The sequence below is a fragment of the Streptomyces griseiscabiei genome (genome assembly GCF_020010925.1).
GTDB lineage: Bacteria > Actinomycetota > Actinomycetes > Streptomycetales > Streptomycetaceae > Streptomyces > Streptomyces griseiscabiei.
Window position 1 is genome coordinate 1,765,389 of record NZ_JAGJBZ010000002.1, and the last position, 23,500, is coordinate 1,788,888.

The window sequence follows — 23,500 nt, forward strand, 5'->3', positions numbered from 1 at the left end:
CCCGCGCCGACGCGGCGGTCCGGGCGAAGCGTCATTACGGTAGTGCTCCATGACCGACGCCCGGGCCCTGCGCCCCGACGATGGACCGACGACCGTGATCCGACTGCTCCTCGTGGACGACGACCCCCTGGTGCGGGCCGGTCTCTCCTTCATGCTGGGCGGCGCCGACGACATCGAGATCGTGGGCGAGGGCGCCGACGGGAGCGAGGTGGACGCCCTCGTCGACCGCACACGCCCCGACGTCGTCCTGATGGACATCCGGATGCCGGCCGTGGACGGCCTCACGGCCACCGAGCGGCTGCGCGCCCGCGCGGACGCGCCCCAGGTCGTCGTCCTCACCACCTTCCACGCCGACGACCAGGTCCTGCGCGCGCTGCGCGCGGGCGCCGCCGGTTTCGTCCTCAAGGACACCCCGCCCGCCGAGATCGTCGACGCGGTACGGCGGGTCGCGGCCGGTGACCCCGTGCTCTCGCCCGCCGTCACCCGCCAGCTCATGGTCCACGCCGCCGGAAGCGCCGCGGACACCCGCCGTGCCGCCGCCCGTTCCCGTGTCGCCGTCCTCAACGACCGCGAACGCGAGGTCGCCGTCGCCGTCGGCCGCGGCGCCTCCAACGCGGAGATCGCCGCCGAACTCTTCATGAGCGTCCCCACCGTCAAGACGCACGTCTCCCGCGTCCTCGCCAAGCTGCACCTCAACAACCGTGTGCAGATCGCCCTGTTGACGTACGACGCGGGGTTGCTGGAGGAGGACGGGGACGCCTGAGCGGTCTCGGGGTTGTCGGGTGCGGGTCCGGTGGGGCTGGTCGCGCAGTTCCCCGCGCCCTGAAAGAGGCCTGCGGCCCTTTCGGGGAAAGCACGGGGCGCAGCCCCTGCTTTTCAGGGGCGCGGGGAACTGCGGAGCCCACCGGACCCGCACGCGCTGATGAAACCGCATCCCCCACCCCGGGGCGAACCGGGCCACGCCGGAGGCTACTCCCGCCCGCCCGCGATCTCCCCCAGATTCACCGGCCGGTGCTCCCGCCGCGACACCTCGCACGCCTCCGCGACCCGCAACGCCTGCAACGCCTCCCGCCCGTCGCACGGATTCGCCCGCTCCCCCCGCACCACCTCCACGAACGCCGCGATCTCCGCCTCGTACGCCGCGGCGAACCGCTCCAGGAACCCGGTCCACGGCTTGTCCGCCGGCGGCGGCCCGCTCGGCTCGGTGGACGCCACCGGCGTACGGTCGTCCAGCCCGACCACCACGGTGTCCAGCTCCCCGGCCAGCTCCAGCCGCACGTCGTACCCGGCCCCGTTCACCCGCGCCGCCGTGGCCGTGACCAGCGTGCCGTCCTCCAGCGTGAGCAGGGCGGCGGCCGTGTCGAGGTCGTGCGCCTCCCGGAACATCGGATGCCCGACGTCCGACCCGGTCGCGTAGACCGTGGCGACCTCGCGCCCGGTCACCCACCGCACGATGTCGAAGTCATGGATCAGGGTGTCCCGGTAGATCCCGCCGGAGACCGGGAGATACGCGGCGGGCGGCGGTGTCTGGTCGGCCGTCAGCGCCCGTACGGTGTGCAGCCGCCCGAGCCGGCCCGCGCGCACCGCCTCCCGCGCGGTGACATAGCCGGAGTCGAAGCGCCGCTGGAAGCCCATCTGCAGCACCGTCCCGGCCGCGTCGACCTCGGTCAGCGCCGCTAACGTGCCCGGCAGGTCCACGGCGACGGGTTTCTCGCAGAAGACCGGCAGTCCCGAGCGTGCTGCCCGACCGATCAGTTCGCCGTGGGCCGACGTCGCGGCCGTTATCACCACGGCGTCCACACCCCAGGTGAAGATCTCGTCCACCCCCGGCGCCACCGTCTCGCCGAGGCGGTCCGCGAGGTCATGGGCCCGAGTCGTGTCGACGTCCGTGATGATCAGAGAGCCGACATCACGGTGGCGGCTGAGGGTGGTCGCGTGGAACGTCCCGATGCGACCCGCCCCGATGAGTCCGATGCGCATGGGAAACAAAGTGGGGTCGTACCCGCCGCCGTGTCAATGCTTTGTCCGGACAACCGAACTACGCAACTTCCCGTCACCACATACCGGGGCTACGCTCGGCGGGTGCCGAAACCAGAAGTGGCTCCGACCGTGTCGCTCCAGCTCAGCGTCGACCGCAGCAGTCCGGTCCCGCTCTACTTCCAGCTGTCCCAGCAGCTGGAGGCCGCGATCGAGCACGGCGAGCTGACCCCGGGCAGTCTGCTGGGCAACGAGATCGAACTCGCCGCACGCCTCGGCCTGTCCCGCCCGACCGTCCGCCAGGCCATCCAGTCCCTCGTCGACAAGGGCCTGCTCGTACGCCGCCGAGGTGTGGGCACCCAGGTCGTCCACAGCCAGGTCAAACGCCCCCTGGAACTGAGCAGCCTCTACGACGACCTGGAGGCCGCGGGCCAGCGTCCGGCCACCCGTGTCCTGGCCAACACCACCGTCGCGGCCTCCGCCGAGGTCGCCGCCGCACTCGCCGTCGCGGAGGGCGGCGAAGTCCACCGGATCGAGCGACTCCGTCTGGCCCACGGCGAGCCCATGGCCTACCTCTGCAACTACCTCCCCGCCGACCTCCTCGACCTCGACTCCCCCCAGCTGGAGGCCACCGGCCTCTACCGCCTCATGCGCACCGCAGGCATCACCCTGCACAGCGCCCGCCAGACCATCGGCGCCAGATCCGCCACCCCGGAGGAGGCCGACCGCCTGGGAGAGCCGGAGCACGCCCCGCTGCTGACCATGCAGCGCACCACGTTCGACGACACCGGCCGCGCCGTCGAATACGGCACCCACATCTACCGGGCGTCGCGTTACTCGTTCGACTTCCAGCTGCTGGTGAGGGCGTAGAAAGCTGGAGGAGCAGGTGGCGAAGCCCCTGCTCCTCCAGGGGCGCGGGGCTGTGTCGATATGCGGCTCCGCCGCGTGGGCGCGAGAAGCCCCACCGGCCCGCACCCGAAAAACAACCCACGGCACCCCCCGCCCCCACGCCGCACCCGGCGGAGCGCTAAGGCAGAATCGGCACGATGAGCACTTACCGCGACTTCACCCACCGCGGCTCCGCGCGGGCCACCGTCCTGCGGACCGTGGGAACGCGCGAGCGCCGCTCCCATCTGACGGCCCCCCGCGTCCCCACCGTCGGCATCGACATCGGCGGCACGAAGGTGATGGCGGGCGTCGTGGACGCCGACGGCAACATCCTGGAGAAGCTCCGCACGGAGACCCCGGACAAGTCGAAGAGCCCCCAGGTCGTCGAGGACACCATCACCGAACTGGTCCTGGACCTCTCCGACCGGCACGATGTGCACGCCGTCGGCATCGGTGCCGCCGGCTGGGTGGACGCGGACCGCAACCGCGTACTGTTCGCTCCCCATCTGTCCTGGCGCAACGAGCCGCTGCGCGACCGCCTCGCCGGCCGTCTGGCCGTGCCCGTGCTGGTCGACAACGACGCCAACGCCGCCGCCTGGGCCGAGTGGCGCTTCGGCGCCGGCCGCGACGAGGACCACCTGGTCATGATCACGCTCGGCACCGGCATCGGCGGCGCGATCCTGGAGGACGGCCAGGTCAAGCGCGGCAAGTTCGGCGTCGCGGGCGAGTTCGGCCATATGCAGGTGGTGCCCGGCGGCCACCGCTGCCCGTGCGGCAACCGCGGCTGCTGGGAGCAGTACAGCTCCGGGAACGCCCTGGTCAGAGAGGCCCGCGAGCTGGCCGCGGCCGACTCCCCGGTGGCATACGGGATCATCGAGCACGTCAAGGGGAACATCGGCGACATCACCGGCCCGATGATCACCGAGCTGGCCCGCGACGGCGACGCGATGTGCATCGAACTGCTCCAGGACATCGGCCAGTGGCTCGGCGTCGGCATCGCCAACCTGGCCGCCGCCCTCGACCCGTCCTGCTTCGTCATCGGCGGCGGTGTCTCGGCCGCCGACGACCTGCTGATCGGCCCCGCCCGGGACGCCTTCCGCCGCCACCTCACCGGCCGCGGCTACCGCCCCGAGGCCCGCATCGCACGCGCCCAGCTCGGACCCGAGGCCGGCATGGTGGGAGCCGCCGACCTCGCCCGGCTCGTCGCCCGCCGCTTCCGCCGCGCCAACCGGCGCAGAGTCGAGCGGTACGAGCGCTACGCGCGGTACGTGGAGGCCCGCCGCACCACCCAGGACTCCGCGTGACCGCCTCGGTGCCGCACCAGGGCTCCTCACCCGAGGAGCCGGAGCGGCCCGCCGAGGACCGCCGGCACCGCATCCGCCGCCGGGCGATCACCCTGTCGATCATCGTGCTGCTCATCGGCGTACCCGCCGGCTACCTGGTGATCTCCGCCAACCAGAGCCGCGACAGCGGCAAGGACAAGGAGGAGAAGTACTCGGCGACCGGCCTCACCGCCCACTGGCCCTCCCGGGTCCAGCAGCGCCTCTACCAGGTGCCGATCCCGCCGTACTCCAAGCACGTCGCGTACTACGAGACGAACAACTGGAAGACCAGCCGTCTCTATGTGCAGTTCTATACGAGCAACGAGGGCCTGGAGAGCTTCCTCAACCAGATCGGCGCCGCCACGGGCGATCTGAAGCAGGACAAGATGGCCGTCAACGCCCGTGACCGGGGGATCGTCGGCTGGGACTTCACCGGCTCCGGCCCCTGGTACGGCCTCGTCAACCACCAGAAGAACCCCGCCCCCACCCATGACATCGTGGTGAACCGGACGAACCCGGACCATCCGATGGTGTACGTGGTGTCACGGACAGTGCCCTGACCAGCACGGACACCGGTCGGGGGCGGGCGCGCGCCCGGACGTCGGGACCCGTTGTCAGACCCCGCCCGTAGAGTCGGAGGCAACTGATCGAGTCGACGGGCGTCGACCGGTGTCGACGGGCGGGGAGGTGACCGGACACATGCGGGACATGGCTGTACCCGAGGTCGACACGACCCTGCCCGCGCGGACGGCCACCGCCGCGCGGACCTCCGTCCCCGTCCGGCTGGCCGCCGTCTTCCTCCCGGCCCCACTGCCCCGGCACGGCCGGTTCGCGTTCTGGGACCCGGCGGGCGGCGGCCCGCCCCCCGACCCCACCGAGGACCTCACGGTCGTACGACCGCACGGCTCCGGAGCCCGCCGGAGCACCGTCCCCGCCGTCCGCCTCACCGTCGGCGAAGCCCTCCCCCTGCTCACCCGCGCCCGGCGCGACCCCGCCGCCCATCCCGCCACGGCCTGCTGGGGCGCCGCCGCCCTGCACGCGCTGCGGCTGATCGCCCGAGGCCGGCTGCTGCCGGGACTGACCACCGAGGGGTACGACGCCTGGCGCGCGGGACCGCTCGACCCGGACGACATCGCCCACCTCAGGGCCGTCGCCGCGGCCCTGCCGTACGAGGGCCATGCCGTGCCCCTGCCCGGCAAGGGGCCGCTCAGGCTGCCCGAGCCCGAGTCGCTGATGCGGTCCTTCCTGGACGCGGTCGCCGACACCCTGCCACGCGGCCCGGCCGCGCCGTACGTCTCCGGGAAACCCTTCGCCGCGCACACCGGACAGCGGCTCCCGCACGCACGCGACTGGGCGGCCGAGGTCGCCGCCGGCATGGACGCGGGCGTCCGGATCTCCCTGCGCCTGGACCTGTCGGCGTACGACCTCTTCGACGACAGCGAAGGCGCCCCGCGCGCGGGCGCCGCCGTCGTCCAGGTGCACAGCCTCGCCGACCCCACCCTCGTCGCCGACGCGGCGGCGCTGTGGGCGGGGGACGCGGACACGACGTTCGGGCCCCGCGCCCGCGTCGACGCAGCCCTCGCCGTGCGCCGCGCGGCCCGCGTCTGGCCGCCCCTGGAGCGGCTCTCCGAGCAGGACGTACCCGACGTCCTCGCCCTCTCCGAGGACGAGCTGTCCGATCTGCTGGGCGTCGCCGCGACCCGCCTCGGCGCGGCCGGAGTCGCGGTCCACTGGCCCCGGGACCTGGCCCACGACCTCGCCGCCCGCGCGGAGGTACGCCCCGCGCCCGGCTCCGCCACGGACGGCACCGGCTTCTTCGAGAGCGAGGAACTGCTGCGTTTCCGCTGGCAGTTGGCGCTCGGCGGCGACCCGCTCACCGAGGCCGAGATGGACACCCTCGCCGAGGCCCACCGCCCGATCGTCCGGCTGCGCGACCAGTGGGTCCTCGTCGACCCGGCCCTCGTCCGCAAGGCCCGCAAACGCGAACTGGGCCTGCTCGACCCGGTGGACGCCCTCTCGGTGGCCCTCACCGGCACCGCCGAGGTCGACGGCGAGACGGTGGAGGCGGTGCCGGTGGGCACGCTGGCGACCCTGCGGGACCGCCTGACCGCCGGGATCGGCACCGTGGACCCGCCCCCGGGCCTCCACGCCACCCTCCGCGACTACCAACTCCGGGGCCTGGCCTGGCTGGACCTCATGACCTCCCTCGGCCTCGGCGGCTGCCTCGCCGACGACATGGGCCTCGGCAAGACGATCACCGTCATCGCCCTGCATCTGCGCCGCGCCCGCCCCGCACCCACCCTCGTCGTCTGCCCCGCCTCCCTGCTCGGCAACTGGCAGCGCGAGATCACCCGCTTCGCCCCCGGAGTCCCCGTCCGCCGCTTCCACGGCCCCGACCGCACCCTCGACGGCCTCCACGACACCGAGGGCGGCGGCTTCGTCCTCACCACCTACGGCACCATGCGCTCGACCGCCGCCCACCTCGCCGAGCAGGACTGGGGCATGGTCGTCGCCGACGAGGCCCAGCACGTCAAGAACCCCTTCTCGGCGACGGCGAAGGCTCTGCGCACCATCCCGACGCCCGCGCGCGTGGCCCTGACCGGCACCCCCGTCGAGAACAACCTCTCGGAGCTCTGGGCCCTCCTCGACTGGACCACCCCCGGGCTCCTCGGCCCCCTGAAGTCCTTCCGCGCCCGGCACGCCCGCGCCGTGGAGAACGGCGAGAACCCCGGCCACGACGAGGCCGTGGCCCGCCTCGCCCGCCTGGTCCGCCCCTTCCTCCTGCGCCGCAAGAAGTCCGACCCGGGCATCGTCCCCGAGCTCCCGCCCAAGACCGAGACCGACCACCCCGTCCCCCTCACCCGCGAACAGGCCGCCCTGTACGAGGCCGTGGTCCGCGAATCGCTGCTCGCCATCGAGACGGCCGAGGGCATCGCCCGCCGGGGCCTGGTCCTGAAACTCCTGGGCGCCCTGAAGCAGATCTGCGACCACCCGGCGCTCTATCTCAAGGAGGAGCCGGGCACCGCCACCGGCGACCGGTTCGCCGCCCGCTCCGGCAAACTGGCCCTGCTGGACGAGCTGGTGGACACCCTGCTCTCCGAGGACGGCTCCGCGCTGGTCTTCACCCAGTACGTCGGCATGGCCCGGCTGATCACCGCGCACCTCGCCGCCCGCGCGGTCCCCGTCGAGCTGCTGCACGGCGGTACGCCGGTCAAGGACCGCGAACACATGGTGGACCGCTTCCAGAGCGGGGCGACACCGGTCCTCGTCCTGTCCCTGAAGGCGGCGGGCACCGGCCTCAACCTCACCCGCGCGGGCCATGTCGTCCACTTCGACCGCTGGTGGAACCCGGCCGTCGAGGAGCAGGCCACCGACCGCGCCTACCGCATCGGCCAGACCCAGCCCGTCCAGGTCCACCGCCTCATCACCGAAGGCACCATCGAGGACCGCATCGCCGAGATGCTGGAGTCCAAGCGCGCCCTCTCCGACGCCGTCCTCGGCTCCGGCGAGACCGCCCTCACCGAACTGACCGACCGCGAACTGACCGACCTGGTCTCCCTGCGGAGGCCGGGGTGACCGCGGGCGCGGAGGGTGCGCGAGAGCGCGCGGAGAAGGCCGAGCGGACCGGCGACGAGACGGCGGCCGTCGAGCCGCAGCCCGGGACGAGGAGCACGGACGGGCCCGGGAACGCGGACGGGCCGGACCCCGCTGCCGGGACACGGCCCGCCGACATCGCCCGCCGGGCACTGCGAGCCGCCCGGGACCGGGACCGGTACGGCGCCGAGGCCGTCGACCACCAGGGGCCGGACCCCGCGCCGGAAGCCGAGGAGCCGAGGCCGGACGGGGCATCCGGCGACAGACCTGCCCCTTCGACCGCTTCCCGGACCGCCCCTCGGGCCCCCGCTCGGCCCGGCGACAGGGCGCGGGAGGCATTGCGCAGAGCCACGGACCGGTCCCCCGCCGAGCCCGCCGTGCCCGGGGAGTCCGGGCACGATGCCGGGTCCGACCCCGCCGTCCGGGCCGACGAGGGAGGCAGGCCCGCCGCGCGCCCCGGCGACATCGCCCGCGAGGCCTTGCGAGCCGCGCGCGACGCGGCCGTGCGGGCCCGGGGCGAGGCGGAGGACACGCACACCGACGCGGAGACCACGCGTGCCGAGACCGCCGACCGGGAAGGCCGCACTTCCCGACGGACGACGACGGGACGGGACCGGAGCACCGGACGGCACTCCGCCGCAGGAGCCCGTGCCCGCGAGCTACGCGAACTGCTCGCCGACGCCTTCAAGTTGCCCCCCGACGAGCCGGAGCGGGAACCGCAACCCGACCGCGCCCCGGACCACGACCTCGCCCCCACCCCCGACCCCGCCCCCGACGAGACCGGCACCACCCCCCGCGTCCCCCGCACGATGGCCGCCCCGTCCCGGGACGGCGAACTGCGGCGTACGTTCCGCCCGTTCCCGCCGCGCCCCTCCACCGGGGAGCCCTTCGCGGGGAGTTGGTGGGGCAACGCCTGGGTGACGGCGCTGGAGGAGGGCGCGCTGGACTCGGCACGGCTGGCACGTGGGCGGGTCTACGCCGACAAGGGGCACGTGGACGCGATCACCGTCACCCCTGGCCTGGTGCTAGCGTACGTACACGGAAGCAGACCACGGCCGTACCGGGTGCAACTGAGCCTGCGCACCCTGGACGACGACGCATGGGACCGCTTCCTGGACGCGGCGGCGGACCACCCGGGCCATATCGCCGCCCTGCTGGACAAGGAACTGCCGCACGCCCTCTCCGACCCCGCGGGCGAGCCGGGCGTGCGCCTGCTGCCCGGCCCCGGAGAGCTGGAACCCCGGTGCAGCTGCCCCGACTTCGGACACCCCTGCAAGCACGCGGCGGCGCTCTGCTACCAGACGGCGCGCTTGCTGGACGAGGACCCGTTCGTGCTGTTGCTGCTGCGGGGCCGGGGCGAGCGGGAGCTGATCGACGCGCTGTCGCGGCGGAACGCGGCCCGCGCGGCGCGGGCCGCACAGACCCGGGAACCCGCCCCACTCCCCGGAGTCCTGGCCCGCGACGCCCTCGCCCCACGCACCCTCCCGCCGCTGCCCGCCCCGTCGCCCCCGCCGCCGCACCCGCAGCAGCCCCCGGTGTACCCGGGCGCGCCCGGCGGCCCGGACCCGTTCGCGTTGGACCAGCTGGCCACGGACGCCGCCGCCCGAGCCCACGCGCTGCTCACCACGGGGCGCGACGCGGTGGCCGAACTGACGCTGTGGCAGGACGCGGTACGCCTCGCCGCGGCCCGCCCCGGCTCCGGTCTCACCGCCACCACCCGCGCCCTCTACTCCTCCCTGGCCGCCGCCACCGGACGCACCCCCGCCGACCTGGCCCGCGCGGTCGCCGCCTGGCGCCAGGGCGGACTCGAAGGCCTGGCCGTCCTGGAGGAGCCCTGGGACCCGCCGGCCGGCCGCTTCGACCGCGCCCGCCCCCTGCTCCTCGCCGCCGACCTCCCTGCCTTCCGCCCCCGCCGCAACCACCTCACCCACCCCCACGGCCACCTCCAACTCCGCCTCGGCCGCGACGGCCTCTGGTACGCCTACGAGTCCGAACCGGGCCACGACGACTGGTGGCCCAGAGGCACCCCGGACCTCGACCCGGTCGGCGCCCTGACGGGCCTGGGCACCGCTGACGACTGACGGCTCCGCGCGACGACACGCATCCCACAACCCGCGACACGCAGGGAAATTTGTTCGATGCCCGGGGCGCCCGGTTCCTGACGGTGTGACGACCACCCCGTGACCTGCGATCCGGTGAAGACGATGTGAGAGTTGCCCGCTGATGTTCGGGAGCCGCCCGGGCCGATTCGGGGGCCTGGGACCGAGCACGGAGGAAGGGACGTTAGCGTGGAGCGGTGAGTGAGACGCAGACCCCCGCCCTCCAGTACCGGTTCGACGGGCCGGACGACGCCCCGGTCCTGATCCTCGGGCCCTCGCTCGGCACGACCTGGCACATGTGGGACCGCCAGATCCCCGAACTGACCAAGCAGTGGCGGATCTTCCGCTTCGATCTGCCGGGGCACGGTGGTGCGCCCGCCTACCCCGGCGGGTCGGTCACCGAGTTGGCGGCGCGGCTGCTGGCGACGCTCGACGCCGTCGGTGTGCAGAGGTTCGGGTACGCGGGCTGTGCGCTCGGGGGTGCCATCGGGGCCGAACTCGCGCTGCGCCATCCCGAACGCATCGCCTCGCTCGGGCTGATCGCGGCCTCGCCGCGCTTCGGCACGGCCGACGAGTTCCGTCAGCGCGGGGTGATCGTACGGACCAACGGGCTGGACCCGATCGCCCGTACGTCCCCGGACCGCTGGTTCACCAGCGGGTTCGCGGCGGCGCAGCCCGCGATCACCGAGTGGGCCGTGCAGATGGTCCGCACCACCGACCCCGGCTGCTACATCGCCGCCTGCGAGGCGCTCGCCTCCTTCGACGTACGCGCCGAGCTGGGCCGTATCGGGGTCCCCACGCTCGTCCTCGTCGGCTCCGACGACCAGGTCACCGGCCCCGCCGAGGCCCGTACGCTCGTCGCGGGCATCCCGGACGCGCGGCTCGCCGTCGTCCCCGGCGCCTCGCACCTCGTGCCGGTCGAGCAGCCGGCGGCCGTCACCGATCTCCTCGTCCGCCACTTCTCCACGGCCTGGCAGCCCGCCTACGACTCCACCACCGGCCAGGTCGCGATCCCGGCGGCCCCGGTCAAGCCGGCCCTCGCCGCCGTGCCGCCGCAGATCGGGCCGGTCGCCGAGATCGCCCCGGCCGCCGCACAGCCCGAGGCGCTGGGCAGACCGGACCCGTACGACGCGGGGCTGAAGGTCCGTCGCGAGGTGCTCGGCGACGCGCATGTCGACCGGGCGCTGGCCTCGGCGGACGAGTTCTCCGGTGACTTCCAGGAGTTCATCACCCGCTACGCCTGGGGCGAGATCTGGGACCGGCCCGGACTCGACCGGCGATCCCGCAGCTGTGTCACGCTCACCGCGCTGGTCGCCGGCGGACACCTGGACGAACTCGCCTTCCACACCCGGGCCGCCCTCCGCAACGGCCTCACCCCGGCCGAGATCAAGGAGGTCCTCCTGATGGCCGCCGTCTACTGCGGGGTCCCGGCCGCGAACAGCGCGTTCCGGGTGGCCCAGCAGGTCATCCGCGAGGAGACCACCCCCGAGGAGTGAGCCGCCGGTCGGTCACCGGGGGCAGGATGGATCCATGACCGTCAAGCTGAAGCTCACGAAGCAGTCGCACGCCTGCGTCCGTCTGGAGAAGGACGGGCGCACGCTCGTCATCGACCCGGGCGGGTTCAGCGAGGAGGACGCCGCGCTCGGCGCGGACGCCGTGCTGGTCACGCACGAGCACGCCGACCACTTCGACGAGGGCCGGCTGCGGGCGGCCCTGGAGGGCAACCCGGCCGCCGAGATCTGGACCCTGGCCGCGGTCGCCGAGCAGATCTCCGCCGCCTTCCCGGGCCGGGTGCACACGGTCGGCCACGGCGACACCTTCACGGCCGCCGGTTTCGACGTCCAGGTCCACGGTGAGCTGCACGCCGTCATCCACCCGGACATCCCGCGCATCACCAACGTCGGTTACCTCGTGGACGGCGGCCGGGTCTTCCACCCCGGCGACGCCCTCACCGTCCCCGACCACCCCGTCGAGACGCTGATGCTCCCGGTCATGGCGCCCTGGAGCAAGATCTCCGAGGTCATCGACTACGTCCGCGAGGTCGGGCCGCGGCGCGCGTACGACATCCACGACGCGCTCCTCACCGACCTGGCCCGCCCGATCTACGACCGCCAGATCGGCGCCCTGGGCGGCGCGGAGCACCTGCGGCTGGCCCCCGGCACCTCGGCGGACGTCTGAGCGGGGCGTAGGTCCCGCCCGCGACCGCCCGCGACCGGGCGGGACCGGCGTTGTCGTACCCGCCGGGTAGGTTGTGGGGCATGCGCATCGCGACCTGGAACGTGAACTCGATCACCGCCCGTCTCCCGAGGCTCCTGGCCTGGCTGGAGAGCAGCGGCACGGACGTGCTCTGCCTCCAGGAGGCCAAGATCGCCGAGGCCGGCTTCCCGCTGGACGCCCTGCGCGAGGCGGGCTACGAGGCGGCCGTGCACGCGACGGGCCGGTGGAACGGCGTGGCGGTGATCTCCCGCGTCGGCCTGGAGGACGTGGTCAAGGGCCTGCCCGGCGACCCCGGCTACGACGGTTCCGTGGAGCCCCGCGCGATCTCCGCGACCTGTGGCCCGGTGCGCGTCTGGTCGGTGTACGTGCCGAACGGCCGCGAGGTCGACCACCCGCACTACGCGTACAAGCTCCAGTGGTTCGAGGCCCTGAAGGCCGCCGTCGCCGGGGACGCGGCGGGCGACCGCCCCTTCGCCGTCCTGGGCGACTACAACGTGGCGCCGACCGACGACGACGTGTACGACGTCGCCGCCTTCGAGGGCCTCACCCATGTCACTCCCGCCGAGCGCGCCGCCCTCGCCTCCCTCCGCGAGGCCGGCCTGACCGACGTGGTCCCCCGCCCTCTCAAGTACGACCACCCCTACACCTACTGGGACTACCGCCAGCTCGCCTTCCCGAAGAACCGGGGCATGCGTATCGACCTGGTCTACGGCAACGAGGCGTTCGCCAAGGCGGTGACCGACTCGTACGTGGACCGCGAGGAGCGCAAGGGCAAGGGCGCGTCGGACCACGCACCGGTGGTGGTGGACCTGGAGGTGTAGCTCCGGCGGGTTCAGAGGAGCCCCAGGTCCACCGACTCGGCCAGCGCCGCCAGCCCCGCCTCGTTCGGGTGCAGATGGTCCCCGCTGTCGTACGCGGGCAGCAGCCGGGCCGGGCGTTCGGGGTCGCGCAGCACCGTGTCGAAGTCGAGGACACCGTCGTAGTCCTCGTTGTCCCGGATCCACTCGTTCACCGCGACCCGGTGGGCGTCGGCCGCCGCCGTGCAGCGGGCCTCGCCCTCGCAGGGGGCGACGGTCGCCACGAGCATGCGCAGGCCCCGCTCCCGCCCCCGGGCCGCGATCTCCCGCAGCCCGGCGATCACCTCGTCCGCCGTGGTGCCCCAGCGGACGTCGTTGACGCCCTGGAAGACGACGACGGTTCGGGCGGAGGTCTGGGCGAGGACGTCCCGGTCGAGGCGGTGCAGGGCGCTGACCCCGCCCGTGTCGGTGGAGACGCCGTCGCCGGGGTAGCGGTCGGTGACCACCCGGTTCGCCGAGATCCCCTGGTTGAGGACGCCGTAGCGCGGCACCTCGTGCTGGTCCAGCAGCCGCCGGGCCAGCACGTCCGGCCACCGCCGGTTCGCGTCGGGAGTGGTCCGCTCCCCGTCGGTGATCGAGTCCCCGAGCAGCACGACGGACCCCGGTCCGCCGCCCACGTCCACTCCGGTCAGCAGCGGCCAGGTGGTGATCGTGGAGGTGTACGGCGCGGCCGAGCCGTCGGCCGTGTGATCGCCCGGCTCGCTGACGTACGAGGTCTGCTGGGCGAGCCGGTGCACGGGCGCCGCCGTCACGGTGCCCGGCAGATGGAAGCTCACCAGCAGGTTGGTGTCCGGGGCCACTTCGAAGCCCAGCGGGTCGCTGAACACCTGGGCGCCCGCCGGGATCTCGGTGCCCGGCGCGCCCCCGAACGACAGCGGCTCCGGCGCGCGGCGGGCGGTCGCGCCCACCGCCTGCGCCGCCACGGTCGCGCTGCCCACCCGTACCGGCGCCGACGCGAAGGTGTTGTCGAGCCGGATCCGTACCCGGGGCCCGCCCGCCGAGGTGTGGACGACGAGCCGCAGGGTGCGGTCGGTCCAGGGGCCGACGGCGGTGTAGCCGGAGGGGGAGGCGGCCCAACCGCCGGTCCAGCCAGGCGATTCGGGTCGCACGGACAGTGCGAACACATGCAGGTCCCGGTCGCGCGGCAGGGTCACGGAGGCGACCTCGCGACCCCGGGTGAGCGGCACGGTGACGACGTACAGCCGTGCCTTCTGGGTGAGTTGACCGGCCGGGGTGTTGATGTGGGGGAGGGCGACGGCCTTGGTGGCGAGCGGGCCGGTGCGCCAGTGGGGGGCGGTGAGACGGTACGCGGAGCGGGCACCGCCCGTGTAGCGGACGGTCCCGGTGCCGGTGGCCTCCGCACCGCCCGTGGCGGCGACCAGGAAGGCGAGGGCGTCGCCCCGGCCCCGTACGCGGACGGACTGGCCGGCGGCGCGGACGTTGTCCGGCTCGCCCGCCGTGCGGCGCGGCCAGGTCAGGCGTGCGCCCTGGACGGTCAGGGTGCGCCCGGGTGTCCATCCGGCGGCCGTCAGGTCGGCGGCGGAGAGGGAGCCGCCGGAGCCGTCGAAGTCGGCCTCGGCGGGCCGCGCGTCGTCGCTGACCGCCCGGTTGTCGAAGAGGCGTTCCAGCGGCGCCGGTTCGGCCGGTCCGCGTTCGGCGGCCCGTGCGGTGGCGACGGGCGCGACCCCCGCCGAGAGTGCCAGGACGACGGCTGTTCCCCAGACGCGTCGGCGCACGCGCGACCCCTCCCGCTCGCTGCTGACCATGATCGCGACGATCACGGCGGATGCGACATCGGTACAACGATGAGACGACAGATGCGCCACGAAACTAAAGAGCCGTCAGGGACCCGTCAATGAGGCAGGAGCGAACCCCGGGCGAACTCCCGGCGAACAACCGCTTCCCGCGCGCCTGTGGTGCGAAGGGTGAGGTGGATGACACGCTGAGCGCATGAACATCTCTTTCCTGGGCAACTGGCGCAAGAGGCGTGACCCCGAGTTCGGGGTCGCGGTGTTCACCGGCGGTGACGGTGACGACGACGGTCACGAGGGACTCGCCGAACTCCTCTCCGAATGCGAACTGCTGCGCGCCCAGGCCACCGCTGCCGGTGTCCGACTCGACGACTCCGCCGCCTCGTTGGAGGCGCTCGACCAGCTCGTCCCGCGCTGGCGCGACGACGAGGAGACCGTGGCCTGGCTGGGGAACGACGCCGGGCTCTATCTGGGCACGGTCGTCGTACGGACCGTCCCGGGCGCCCGCTGGGAGATCTGGCCCAACGGCCAGCCCGTGGTGCGGCTCGCGTCCGGCCGCGAGATCGACGTGGTCGAGGCGGGCCGGGAGTGGGCCGCCAGCGGCGCCCCGGAGCTCTCCCAGCGGTACGCCGAACTCGCGGAGCAGTGACGGACCCCGACGCGTGGAGCGCGGACGGCCTCCCGACAATACGGCTAATCCCCGGGAACGCGTGTCGCGTACGGAGGTGCCTTCCGTCCGGATAACTTGCGGCACCGGTGACATGGCAGGGCACGGCACGAAACGGTCTAGGGCGGGCAGGGCATGGCGGTCGAACCGCTGATCGAGATGCACGGTGTGAACAAGCACTTCGGCGAGTTGCATGTCCTCCAGGACATCGAACTCACCGTCGGCAAGGGGGAGGTGGTCGTCGTCATCGGCCCGTCGGGGTCGGGGAAGTCGACCCTGTGCAGGGCGATCAACCGGCTGGAGCCGATCGGTTCCGGCACGATCCTGCTCGACGGACAGCCGCTGCCGGAGGAGGGCAAGGCCCTCGCGGCGCTCCGCGCGGACGTCGGCATGGTCTTCCAGTCCTTCAACCTCTTCGCGCACAAGACGGTCCTGCAGAATGTGTCGCTCGGTCAGATCAAGGTCCGCAAACGGAAGAAGGAGGACGCGGAGAAGCGGTCCCGTGAACTCCTCGACCGGGTCGGTCTGGCCGACCAGGCGCCGAAGTACCCGGCCCAGCTCTCCGGCGGCCAGCAGCAGCGGGTGGCCATCGCGCGCGCTCTCGCCATGGACCCCAAGGTCATCCTGTTCGACGAGCCGACCTCGGCCCTCGACCCGGAGATGATCAACGAAGTCCTCGAAGTCATGCAGCAGTTGGCGCGGGAGGGCATGACGATGGTCGTCGTCACCCATGAGATGGGTTTCGCCCGGTCAGCGGCCAACCGGGTCGTCTTCATGGCCGACGGCCGGATCGTCGAGGACCGCGCTCCGGACGCGTTCTTCACCCATCCGGAGAGCGATCGCGCCAAGGACTTTCTCTCCAAGATCCTCAAGCACTGACCACCGCCACTGGACCGGGCGCGGACCTCGACTACGATGAGCGGTTCATCCACTTGGGGTGAGCGAGGCCGTGGACGCCACCCCGGCCGAACAAGGGACGCTGTTGCCAGGCGCGCAGCAGCCAGGGGCCAGGCCCGCCCGGCAGCAGCCGGAGATCACTGCTCGCGCAGCGGGATCGACACGTACGACGGGTCGTTCGGCGGCGAGGAGAAGGTCAGCTGCGCGCCGGTCGGGTTGTGCTCGATGTAGAGCGGGTCGACCGTGTCGACGACCAGGGCGAGACGGTGGCCCGCCGGGACGTCGTAGGCCGTGGAGAGCAACTCCAGGTCCACGCCGAACGGCTTGCCGGGCGTCTCGCCGTGGAAGGTGTACGGCGCGTGGCTGACCAGCTTGCCGAGGCCGAGCGGGCCCACGTCGTACAGGTACGCGACGAGGGTGCCGCTCTCCTTGGTGGCCGTCACCGTGGTGTGCAGCTTCGCCGTACCGCGCACGGCCCGCGCCGACGGGTACTTCTCCGACTGCCACACCGCCGCCCAGCGGCGCGGCAGCAGCGGGATCGAGGCCATGGGCGGGAGTTGGGCCACCTGGTCCAGGATGCTGGAGAGGAAGACGATCCCGCCGTTCGCGCCCGAGTCGACGTTCGCGCGGATGGTCGTACCGCTCGTCAGGGCGATCTTCTGGCGGGTCGCGGTGACCGACTTCCAGTCCGGATAGCCCTCGAAGGCGCCGCCCGTACGGGACTTGAGCCGGACGGGCTGCTCGCGGTCGATGCCGTTGGGTGTGCCCTTGAGATGGCGGTCGAACCAGCGCCGGGTGTCCGTCCACACGTCGTTGGGGAGCCCGAACAGGCCGGTGGCCTCCGTGGTGGCGTGGTCGCCGGGGCGCAGCTCCAGCCGCTTGGGGCCGGTGAGCTTCTCGTAGAAGTCGGCGTACTGGTTGGGCGGGAAGATCGAGTCGCCCCAGGCGTTGGCGAGCATCACGGCCGTGCCGTTGGCGTTGAGCTGGTCCAGATAGGTCTCGGGGGAACGTTTCTTCCCCCAGGCGATCATGTCTCCCTCCTTGGCCAGGTTCGAGGCGTAGAAGTCCTTGAAGATCTGCTGGAGTTCGGGGCTCTGGCGGCCGGTGATCCGTCCGGCGCCGTCCAGCAGCGCGGACGCCTGGAGGTGCTGGGTGCGACCGCCGTAGATGGAGTCGATCAGGTCCGCCCAGCCGCTCAGCGCGGCGACGGCCTTGACGCGCTTGTCGTGGGCGGCGGTGAGCAGGCTGATGCCCGCGCCGTACGACAGTCCCGCCATGCCGATGTGGTCGGCGTCGGCCGGGGTGTTGGCGAGCGCCCAGTCGATCACCTTGGAGGCGTCGGCCGTGTCGGGTGGTCCCGCCACCTCTATGTATCCACCGGATTCCCAGAAGCCGCGGACGTTGTAGCTGACCACGACATAGCCGGCGTCGGCCAGTTGGCGTGCCTGGGCCAGGTACTCGATCTGGGGGAGGCCCCAGCTCGTGGGGAGCACCAGGAGCGGGTACGCGCGCGAGGTGTCGGCGGGTGCGACGACATTGGCCTTGAGGACCGTGCCGCCGTCGCCCTTGATGTCGACGAAGCGGGTGGTGGGGGCGGTGGTGGAGCCGGCGGCCGCCCGGGCGGCGGGGGCGAGGCCGAGGGCCGTGCCGGCGACCAGGGTGGCCGAGACGGCGCCGACGGCGCCCGTCCGCAGCGCCCTGGTCGTACGCGATGTGGTGGTGTGCGGGTGTCTCACGGGTCGCTCCTCACTCGTGTAAGTGCAAAGTGACCCGACGGTAACCGGCCGCCCTTACCGGAAGTAACTGGTCGGTAAGTTACGTGACGGTAACGTTCGGCCGTGAACCGGGGCGTGGACCGGGGTGTGGGCTACGGCGTGGACTACGAGGCGCGGTGCGAGATCTGGGCCGGGGCGGGCGGTGCCGGCGCCGGGGCCTGGGCCGCCCGGGTGACGTCCGCGACCAGTTCGACCACGTCGGCGCCGTACGCCTGGGAGTTGACGACCTTCAGGAGGAGCACGAAGGTGCCGGTGCCGTACTTGCGGTGCAGGCGCTCGTGGTTGCGGGCGAGATAACGGGTGGCGGCCTGGTTGGTGATGGCGCGCTGGCCGCAGAAGAGGAAGACGGGCCGGGCCTGGTCGGGCTGGCCGGTGGTGAGCCGGGCCAGGATGACGTGCTCGGTGATGCCGGGGTCGAGGCGGTACTGCTCGTCGCCGATCTGGAACGCGGCCCGGTGGGGGCCGGGCTCGGGGTCGGTGTTGAAGCTGATGCCGGGCAGCATGGCCGATATGTGCGCGGCCATCCGGCGATTGGAGACGGGTCCTCCCACGCAGAACTCGGTGCGCTCGCCGAAACCCTGCTGAGCCGCGTCCTGGGTGATCATCTGCGCGTGTGACCCGCAGTCCTTGATCAGCGCCGACAGCTCCAGCAGCGCGAACACGTCGAAGCGGTGGACGGCCAGATCCGCGCTGGACGGATCGCGGTTGACCACCAGCAGGGACTCGGAGTTCTCGGGCAGCCCGAAGAACGCCTGCTTGCGGCGGAGCTTCCGCTTCCACAGATACGTCCGGAAGAGCCAGCCCAGCGAGGCGGTGAACCCCGCCGCGATCACGCCGAGGACGATATTGCGCACGTCGTCATTCATGGCCGCGCATGGTAGCGGGCGCCGTCGAACAGCGCTCGAATCCGTCCCCGACGCATGGCCCCGTGGTGCCTCCTGACGGGACCATGGCAACCGCGTTACGCTGCGCGGACGGTCCCTGACTGGAGGTACGGATGCGTCTGCGTCGTCCTGTCGCGCGGAAACTGGCTGTCCTGGCGGCGACGTCCGCCGTGGTGTCGGTGGGGGCGGCCCCGCCGACCTCCGCCGCGACGGACACCGTCCCGAAGGTGCCGGTCGCCGTCGGTTACGGCGGCGCCGTCTCCAGCGTCGACCCGGACGCCTCCGCCGCCGGCATCGAGGTGCTCCGCGAGGGTGGCAACGCGGTGGACGCCGCCGTCGCCACGGCCGCCGCGCTGGGCGTCACCGAGCCCTACTCGGCGGGCATCGGCGGAGGCGGCTACTTCGTCTACTACGACGCCGGGTCCCGTACGGTGCACACCATCGACGGCCGGGAGACCGCGCCGCTGAGCGCCGGTGAGGATCTCTTCCTGGAGAACGGCCAGCCGATCCCGTTCGCCGAGGCCGTCACCAGCGGGCTGAGCGTCGGCACGCCCGGCACCCCGGCCACCTGGCAGACGGCGCTGCGGAGCTGGGGCAGCGAGCCGCTCGGCAAGCTGCTGAAGCCCGCCGAGAAGCTCGCCCGTGACGGGTTCACCGTGGACGCGACCTTCCGTTCCCAGACCGCCTCCAACGAGGCCCGGTTCCGCAACTTCCCCGCCACGGCGGAGTTCTATCTCCCCGGCGGGCAGCTGCCGGTGGTCGGCTCCACCCTCAAGAACCCCGATCTGGCCCGCACCTACGCGGAGCTGGGCCGCAAGGGTGTTGGCGCCCTCTACCGGGGTGCCCTCGCCCAGGACATCGTCGACACGGTCAACAAGCCGCCGGTGGACCCGGGTTCGGGCTACAACGCCCGCCCCGGCGACCTCACCACCGCCGACCTCGCCGCCTACCGCGCCAAGCGCCAGGCGCCCACCAAGGCCTCGTACCGTGGTCTCGGCGTCTACGGCATGGCTCCCTCGTCCTCCGGCGGCACCACGGTCGCCGAGGCGCTCAACATCCTTGAGCGGACCGACCTTTCGAAGGCGAGCGACGTCCGGTATCTGCACCGCTACATCGAGGCGAGCCGGATCGCGTTCGCCGACCGGGGCCGCTGGGTCGGCGACCCCGCCTTCGAGGACGTCCCCACGAAGGGACTGCTGTCGCAGGGGTTCGCCGACTCGCGCGAGTGCCTGATCAAGGACGACGCGGTGCTCACCAGCCCCGTCGCGCCGGGCGACCCGCGCGACCCGGCGCCCTGCGCGACCGGCGGCACGGCGGCGCCGACGACGTACGAGGGCGACAGCACGACCCATCTCACGGTCGCCGACAAGTGGGGCAACGTCGTCTCCTACACGCTCACCATCGAGCAGACCGGCGGCAGCGGCATCACCGTGCCGGGACGGGGCTTCCTGCTCAACAACGAGCTGACGGACTTCTCCTTCACCCCGGCCAACCCGGCCGTGCACGACCCGAACCTGCCGGGACCGGGCAAGCGGCCCCGCTCGTCGATGTCGCCGACCATCGTCCTCGACCGGCACGACAAGCCCGTGGTGGCGCTCGGTTCGCCGGGCGGCGCGACCATCATCACGACCGTGCTGCAGACCCTGACCGGCTTCCTCGACCGGGGCATGCCGCTGGTCGACGCGATCGCCGCGCCGCGCGCCAGCCAGCGCAACCAGACCACCACCGAACTCGAACCGGGCCTGTGGGACAGTCCGTTGCGCGGCAAGCTCGAAGCCATCGGGCACGGCTTCCGGCAGAACCCGGAGATCGGCGCCGCCACCGCCGTCCAGCGCCTGTCGAACGGCAAGTGGCTGGCCGCCGCCGAGACCGTACGGCGCGGGGGCGGTGCGGCGATGGTCGTGCGCCCCGTCAGGTAGCGCCCTCGGAGCCGGGCGGCGGCGTCGTACGAAACGCCAGCCGCCCGTCCTCCACCTCCGCCACCACCCGGCTGCCGTACGGCAGTTCACCGTCGAGCAGCAGCCGGGACAGCGGGGTGTCGACCTCCCGCTGGATCGTGCGGCGCAGCGGCCGGGCACCGTACTCGGGCTGGTGGCCGGTGCGGGCGAGCCGGTCCACGGCCCGCTCGCCGAACTCGACGGTGACGCCCCGCGCACGGAGCCGGTCCCGGGTCCGCTCCAGCAACAGGCCGGTGATCCGCCGCAGTTGGGCGTCGGTGAGCCGGCGGAAGACCACGATCTCGTCGACGCGGTTGAGGAACTCGGGCCGGAAGTGCTCCCGCAGCGGACGCAGGATCCGCTCGCGCCGGTCCTCTTCCTCGGCCTCGGCGCCGCCCGCCGAGAAACCCGGCCCGGTGCCGCCCCGGCCGATGGCCTCCGAGCCCAGATTGCTCGTCATGACGACCACGGTGTTGGAGAAGTCGACCGTGCGGCCCTGCGCGTCGGTGAGCCGGCCGTCGTCGAGGACCTGGAGCAGCAGGTGAAAGACGTCCGGGTGGGCCTTCTCCACCTCGTCCAGCAGCAACAGCGCGTACGGGTGCCGGCGCACGGCCTCCGTCAGCCGGCCGGCCTGCTCGTGGCCGACGTAGCCGGGCGGGGCGCCGACCAGCCGGCTGACCGAGTGCCGTTCCTGGTACTCGCTCATGTCGAGCCGCACCATCCGGTCCTCGCCCCCGAAGAGGGCCTCCGCCAGTGTGCGGGCCAGCTCGGTCTTGCCGACGCCGGTCGGGCCCAGGAACAGGAAGCTGCCGATGGGCCGTTCGGGGCCGGCGAGCCCGGCACGGGAGCGGAGCACGGCGTCCGCCACCACCCGCACCGCCTCGTCCTGTCCGACGACCCGCTCGCGCAGCCGCCGTTCCAGCCCGAGCAGCCGTTCCCGCTCCTCCTGGGTCAGACTGCTGACGGGGATGCCGGTCTGCCGGGAGACCACCTCGGCGATGTCCTCGGCGCCGATCTCCAGACTCTGCCCGTCGTCGGCCCGTTCCCCGTCGTGGTCCGTGCCGATCCGCCGGCGCAGCTCACCGATGCGGTCCCGCAACCGGGTCGCCTGCTCGTACTGCTCGCCCGCGACCGCTTGGTCCTTGTCCCTGGTCAGCTGCTCCAACTCGCTCTCCAGGGCCCGTAGATCCGTGCCCTTCGTCCGGGACCGCAGCCGGACCCGGGCCCCGGCCTGGTCCATCAGGTCGATCGCCTTGTCGGGCAGCCTGCGGTCGCTGAGGTACCGGTGCGACAGCTCCACGGCGGCCGTCAGCGCCTCGTCGGTGTAGCGGACCTGGTGGTGGGCCTCGTACCGGTCGCGCAGCCCGCGCAGGATCTCCACCGCGTCGTCCCGCCCCGGCTCGGGGACCGGCACCGGCTGGAACCGGCGGGCCAGCGCCGCGTCCTTCTCGATCCGCCGGTACTCCTCCGGGGTCGTCGCCCCGACGATGTTCAACTCGCCGCGTGCCAGCGCCGGTTTGAGGATGTTGCCCGCGTCCAGGACGCTGCCCTCGCCCGAGCCGGCCCCCACGACGGTGTGCAACTCGTCCATGAAGACGACCAGTTCACCGGAGTGCGTCCGGATCTCGTCGACGATGCTCGTCAGCCGTTCCTCGAAGTCGCCCCGGTACCGCGTCCCGGCGACGACCCCGGACAGATCCAGGGCCATCACCCGTCGGCCGGCCAGCACATCGGGCACGTCCCCCTCGGCGACGCGCCGAGCCAGGCCCTCCACGATCGCGGTCTTGCCGACGCCCGCCTCGCCGATGAGCACGGGGTTGTTCTTGCCGCGCCGGGAGAGCACCTCGACGGTCTGCTCGATCTCCGCCTCCCGTCCGATCACCGGGTCGATACGGCCCTGGAGGGCGAGGGCGGTCAGATCGCGGCCGTACTTGTCGAGGGTCGGGGTGGCCGACTGGGTGCGGCGCGGCAGATCGGAGCGCGGGAACCCGGCCAGGGGCAGCGCGGTCGGCGGGGGCGCCGCCGACGGCTCCGAGGCGTCCGGCGGCAGCGCGGAGGGCGACAGCCGCGCGGCGCCGAGGATGTGCCCGGCGGCCGAGTCCGGGTTGGCGGCCAGGGCGCTCAGGACGTGTTCGGGGCCGATGTAGCCGGCGTCGGTGGCCCGGGCCAGTTCGTGCGCGTCCAGCAGGGCGCGCTTGACGGCCGGGGTCAGGGCCAGCGACGCGGGCGCCGGTCCCTGGCCCGGCCTGTGCCGCTCGGGGCCGGACCGTTCGTCGATCTCCCCGGCCAGCGCGTCGGGGTCGGCGCCCGCGCGGGCCACCAGACTTCGGGTCGGCTCGGCGGTGAGCGCGGCGCGCAGCAGGTGCTGGGTGTCCAGGTCGCCGCTGCCGCGCCGGGCCGCGTACGCCGCCGCGTCCGCCACGAGGCGGCGGGCCGGGCCGCTCATCAGCCGGCCGATCTCGATCCGCTGCGGGTGCGGGCCGCCGAAGAAGCGGGCGAAGAACTCGGTGAAGGGGTCCGGGCCGTAGCCCTCGGGCCTCGGGATTCCGCTGTTCATTCGCCCTCGGGTTCCCGGGTGGGGCGGGGCTACACGGGGGGTTTGGGGCGGGTGGGGTGCGTGGTCGGGTGCGGGTGC

17 protein-coding genes are annotated in these 23,500 nt (G+C 73.1%); 12 read left to right on the forward strand and 5 right to left on the reverse strand.

The window, feature by feature from the left end:
• Window positions 1–49: 49 nt before the first annotated feature.
• Window positions 50–763, forward strand: coding sequence for a response regulator transcription factor (locus J8M51_RS25110; protein ID WP_086764864.1), 714 nt, complete (start codon window positions 50–52; stop codon window positions 761–763).
• Between the two features lie 206 nt (window positions 764–969).
• Here the strand turns inward: J8M51_RS25110 and J8M51_RS25115 are convergent, their stop codons facing one another.
• Window positions 970–1,980 (reverse strand): Gfo/Idh/MocA family oxidoreductase, encoded by a 1,011-nt coding sequence (locus J8M51_RS25115; protein WP_086762945.1) that lies wholly within the window; start codon window positions 1,978–1,980, stop codon window positions 970–972.
• A 129-nt stretch (window positions 1,981–2,109) separates the two neighbouring features.
• On the opposite strand from J8M51_RS25115, the gene J8M51_RS25120 reads away from it, so the two are divergent.
• The 8 genes from J8M51_RS25120 to J8M51_RS25155 all read left to right on the forward strand — a co-directional run bounded on the left by J8M51_RS25120 (window position 2,110) and on the right by J8M51_RS25155 (window position 12,918).
• Window positions 2,110–2,847: a GntR family transcriptional regulator gene (locus J8M51_RS25120; RefSeq protein WP_179203468.1), complete on the forward strand. Its 738-nt coding sequence runs from the start codon at window positions 2,110–2,112 to the stop codon at window positions 2,845–2,847.
• A 176-nt stretch (window positions 2,848–3,023) separates the two neighbouring features.
• Window positions 3,024–4,169, forward strand: a complete 1,146-nt coding sequence (locus J8M51_RS25125; protein WP_086764693.1) for an ROK family glucokinase — start codon at window positions 3,024–3,026, stop codon at window positions 4,167–4,169.
• Window positions 4,166–4,747, forward strand: a complete 582-nt coding sequence (locus J8M51_RS25130) for a sugar kinase (protein WP_086764696.1) — start codon at window positions 4,166–4,168, stop codon at window positions 4,745–4,747. Before J8M51_RS25125 ends, J8M51_RS25130 begins: the two co-directional genes overlap by 4 nt.
• Window positions 4,748–4,886: 139 nt before the next feature.
• Window positions 4,887–7,763 (forward strand): DEAD/DEAH box helicase, encoded by a 2,877-nt coding sequence (locus J8M51_RS25135; protein WP_398856820.1) that lies wholly within the window; start codon window positions 4,887–4,889, stop codon window positions 7,761–7,763.
• Window positions 7,760–9,862, forward strand: a complete 2,103-nt coding sequence (locus J8M51_RS25140; RefSeq protein ID WP_398856822.1) for an SWIM zinc finger family protein — start codon at window positions 7,760–7,762, stop codon at window positions 9,860–9,862. Before J8M51_RS25135 ends, J8M51_RS25140 begins: the two co-directional genes overlap by 4 nt.
• Before the next feature lie 215 nt (window positions 9,863–10,077).
• The gene (pcaDC, locus tag J8M51_RS25145; RefSeq protein ID WP_086755510.1) at window positions 10,078–11,376 is read left to right on the forward strand and encodes a bifunctional 3-oxoadipate enol-lactonase/4-carboxymuconolactone decarboxylase PcaDC; all 1,299 of its coding nucleotides are present in this window, start codon (window positions 10,078–10,080) and stop codon (window positions 11,374–11,376) included.
• A gap of 46 nt (window positions 11,377–11,422) precedes the next feature.
• Window positions 11,423–12,058, forward strand: coding sequence for an MBL fold metallo-hydrolase (locus tag J8M51_RS25150; protein WP_086755512.1), 636 nt, complete (start codon window positions 11,423–11,425; stop codon window positions 12,056–12,058).
• An 80-nt stretch (window positions 12,059–12,138) separates the two neighbouring features.
• Complete coding sequence (locus J8M51_RS25155) at window positions 12,139–12,918, forward strand: exodeoxyribonuclease III (protein ID WP_086755509.1); 780 nt, start codon at window positions 12,139–12,141, stop codon at window positions 12,916–12,918.
• 11 nt (window positions 12,919–12,929) lie between these two features.
• On the opposite strand, the gene J8M51_RS25160 is transcribed toward J8M51_RS25155, so the two are convergent.
• Window positions 12,930–14,720, reverse strand: coding sequence for an SGNH/GDSL hydrolase family protein (locus J8M51_RS25160; protein WP_086755511.1), 1,791 nt, complete (start codon window positions 14,718–14,720; stop codon window positions 12,930–12,932).
• A gap of 184 nt (window positions 14,721–14,904) precedes the next feature.
• Here J8M51_RS25160 and J8M51_RS25165 point away from each other — a divergent pair, with 184 nt between their 5' ends.
• Both J8M51_RS25165 and J8M51_RS25170 read left to right on the forward strand, forming a co-directional pair.
• Window positions 14,905–15,354: a DUF6278 family protein gene (locus J8M51_RS25165; RefSeq protein ID WP_086755508.1), complete on the forward strand. Its 450-nt coding sequence runs from the start codon at window positions 14,905–14,907 to the stop codon at window positions 15,352–15,354.
• Window positions 15,355–15,507: 153 nt separating this feature from the next.
• Entirely contained in the window at window positions 15,508–16,251 is a 744-nt protein-coding gene (locus J8M51_RS25170) for an amino acid ABC transporter ATP-binding protein (RefSeq protein ID WP_086755507.1), read from the forward strand.
• Window positions 16,252–16,406: 155 nt separating this feature from the next.
• Here the strand turns inward: J8M51_RS25170 and J8M51_RS25175 are convergent, their stop codons facing one another.
• Both J8M51_RS25175 and J8M51_RS25180 read right to left on the reverse strand, forming a co-directional pair.
• Complete coding sequence (locus J8M51_RS25175; RefSeq protein WP_267299493.1) at window positions 16,407–18,005, reverse strand: alpha/beta fold hydrolase; 1,599 nt, start codon at window positions 18,003–18,005, stop codon at window positions 16,407–16,409.
• 143 nt (window positions 18,006–18,148) lie between these two features.
• On the reverse strand, window positions 18,149–18,910 hold the full coding sequence (locus J8M51_RS25180) for a hypothetical protein (protein WP_086764512.1): 762 nt from the start codon (window positions 18,908–18,910) through the stop codon (window positions 18,149–18,151).
• A gap of 131 nt (window positions 18,911–19,041) precedes the next feature.
• Here J8M51_RS25180 and ggt point away from each other — a divergent pair, with 131 nt between their 5' ends.
• Window positions 19,042–20,847, forward strand: coding sequence for a gamma-glutamyltransferase (ggt, locus tag J8M51_RS25185; protein ID WP_086764509.1), 1,806 nt, complete (start codon window positions 19,042–19,044; stop codon window positions 20,845–20,847).
• On the opposite strand, the gene J8M51_RS25190 is transcribed toward ggt, so the two are convergent.
• Complete coding sequence (locus J8M51_RS25190) at window positions 20,840–23,422, reverse strand: ATP-dependent Clp protease ATP-binding subunit (RefSeq protein ID WP_267299494.1); 2,583 nt, start codon at window positions 23,420–23,422, stop codon at window positions 20,840–20,842. The genes ggt and J8M51_RS25190 overlap by 8 nt on opposite strands.
• Between the last annotated feature and the right edge of the window lie 78 nt (window positions 23,423–23,500).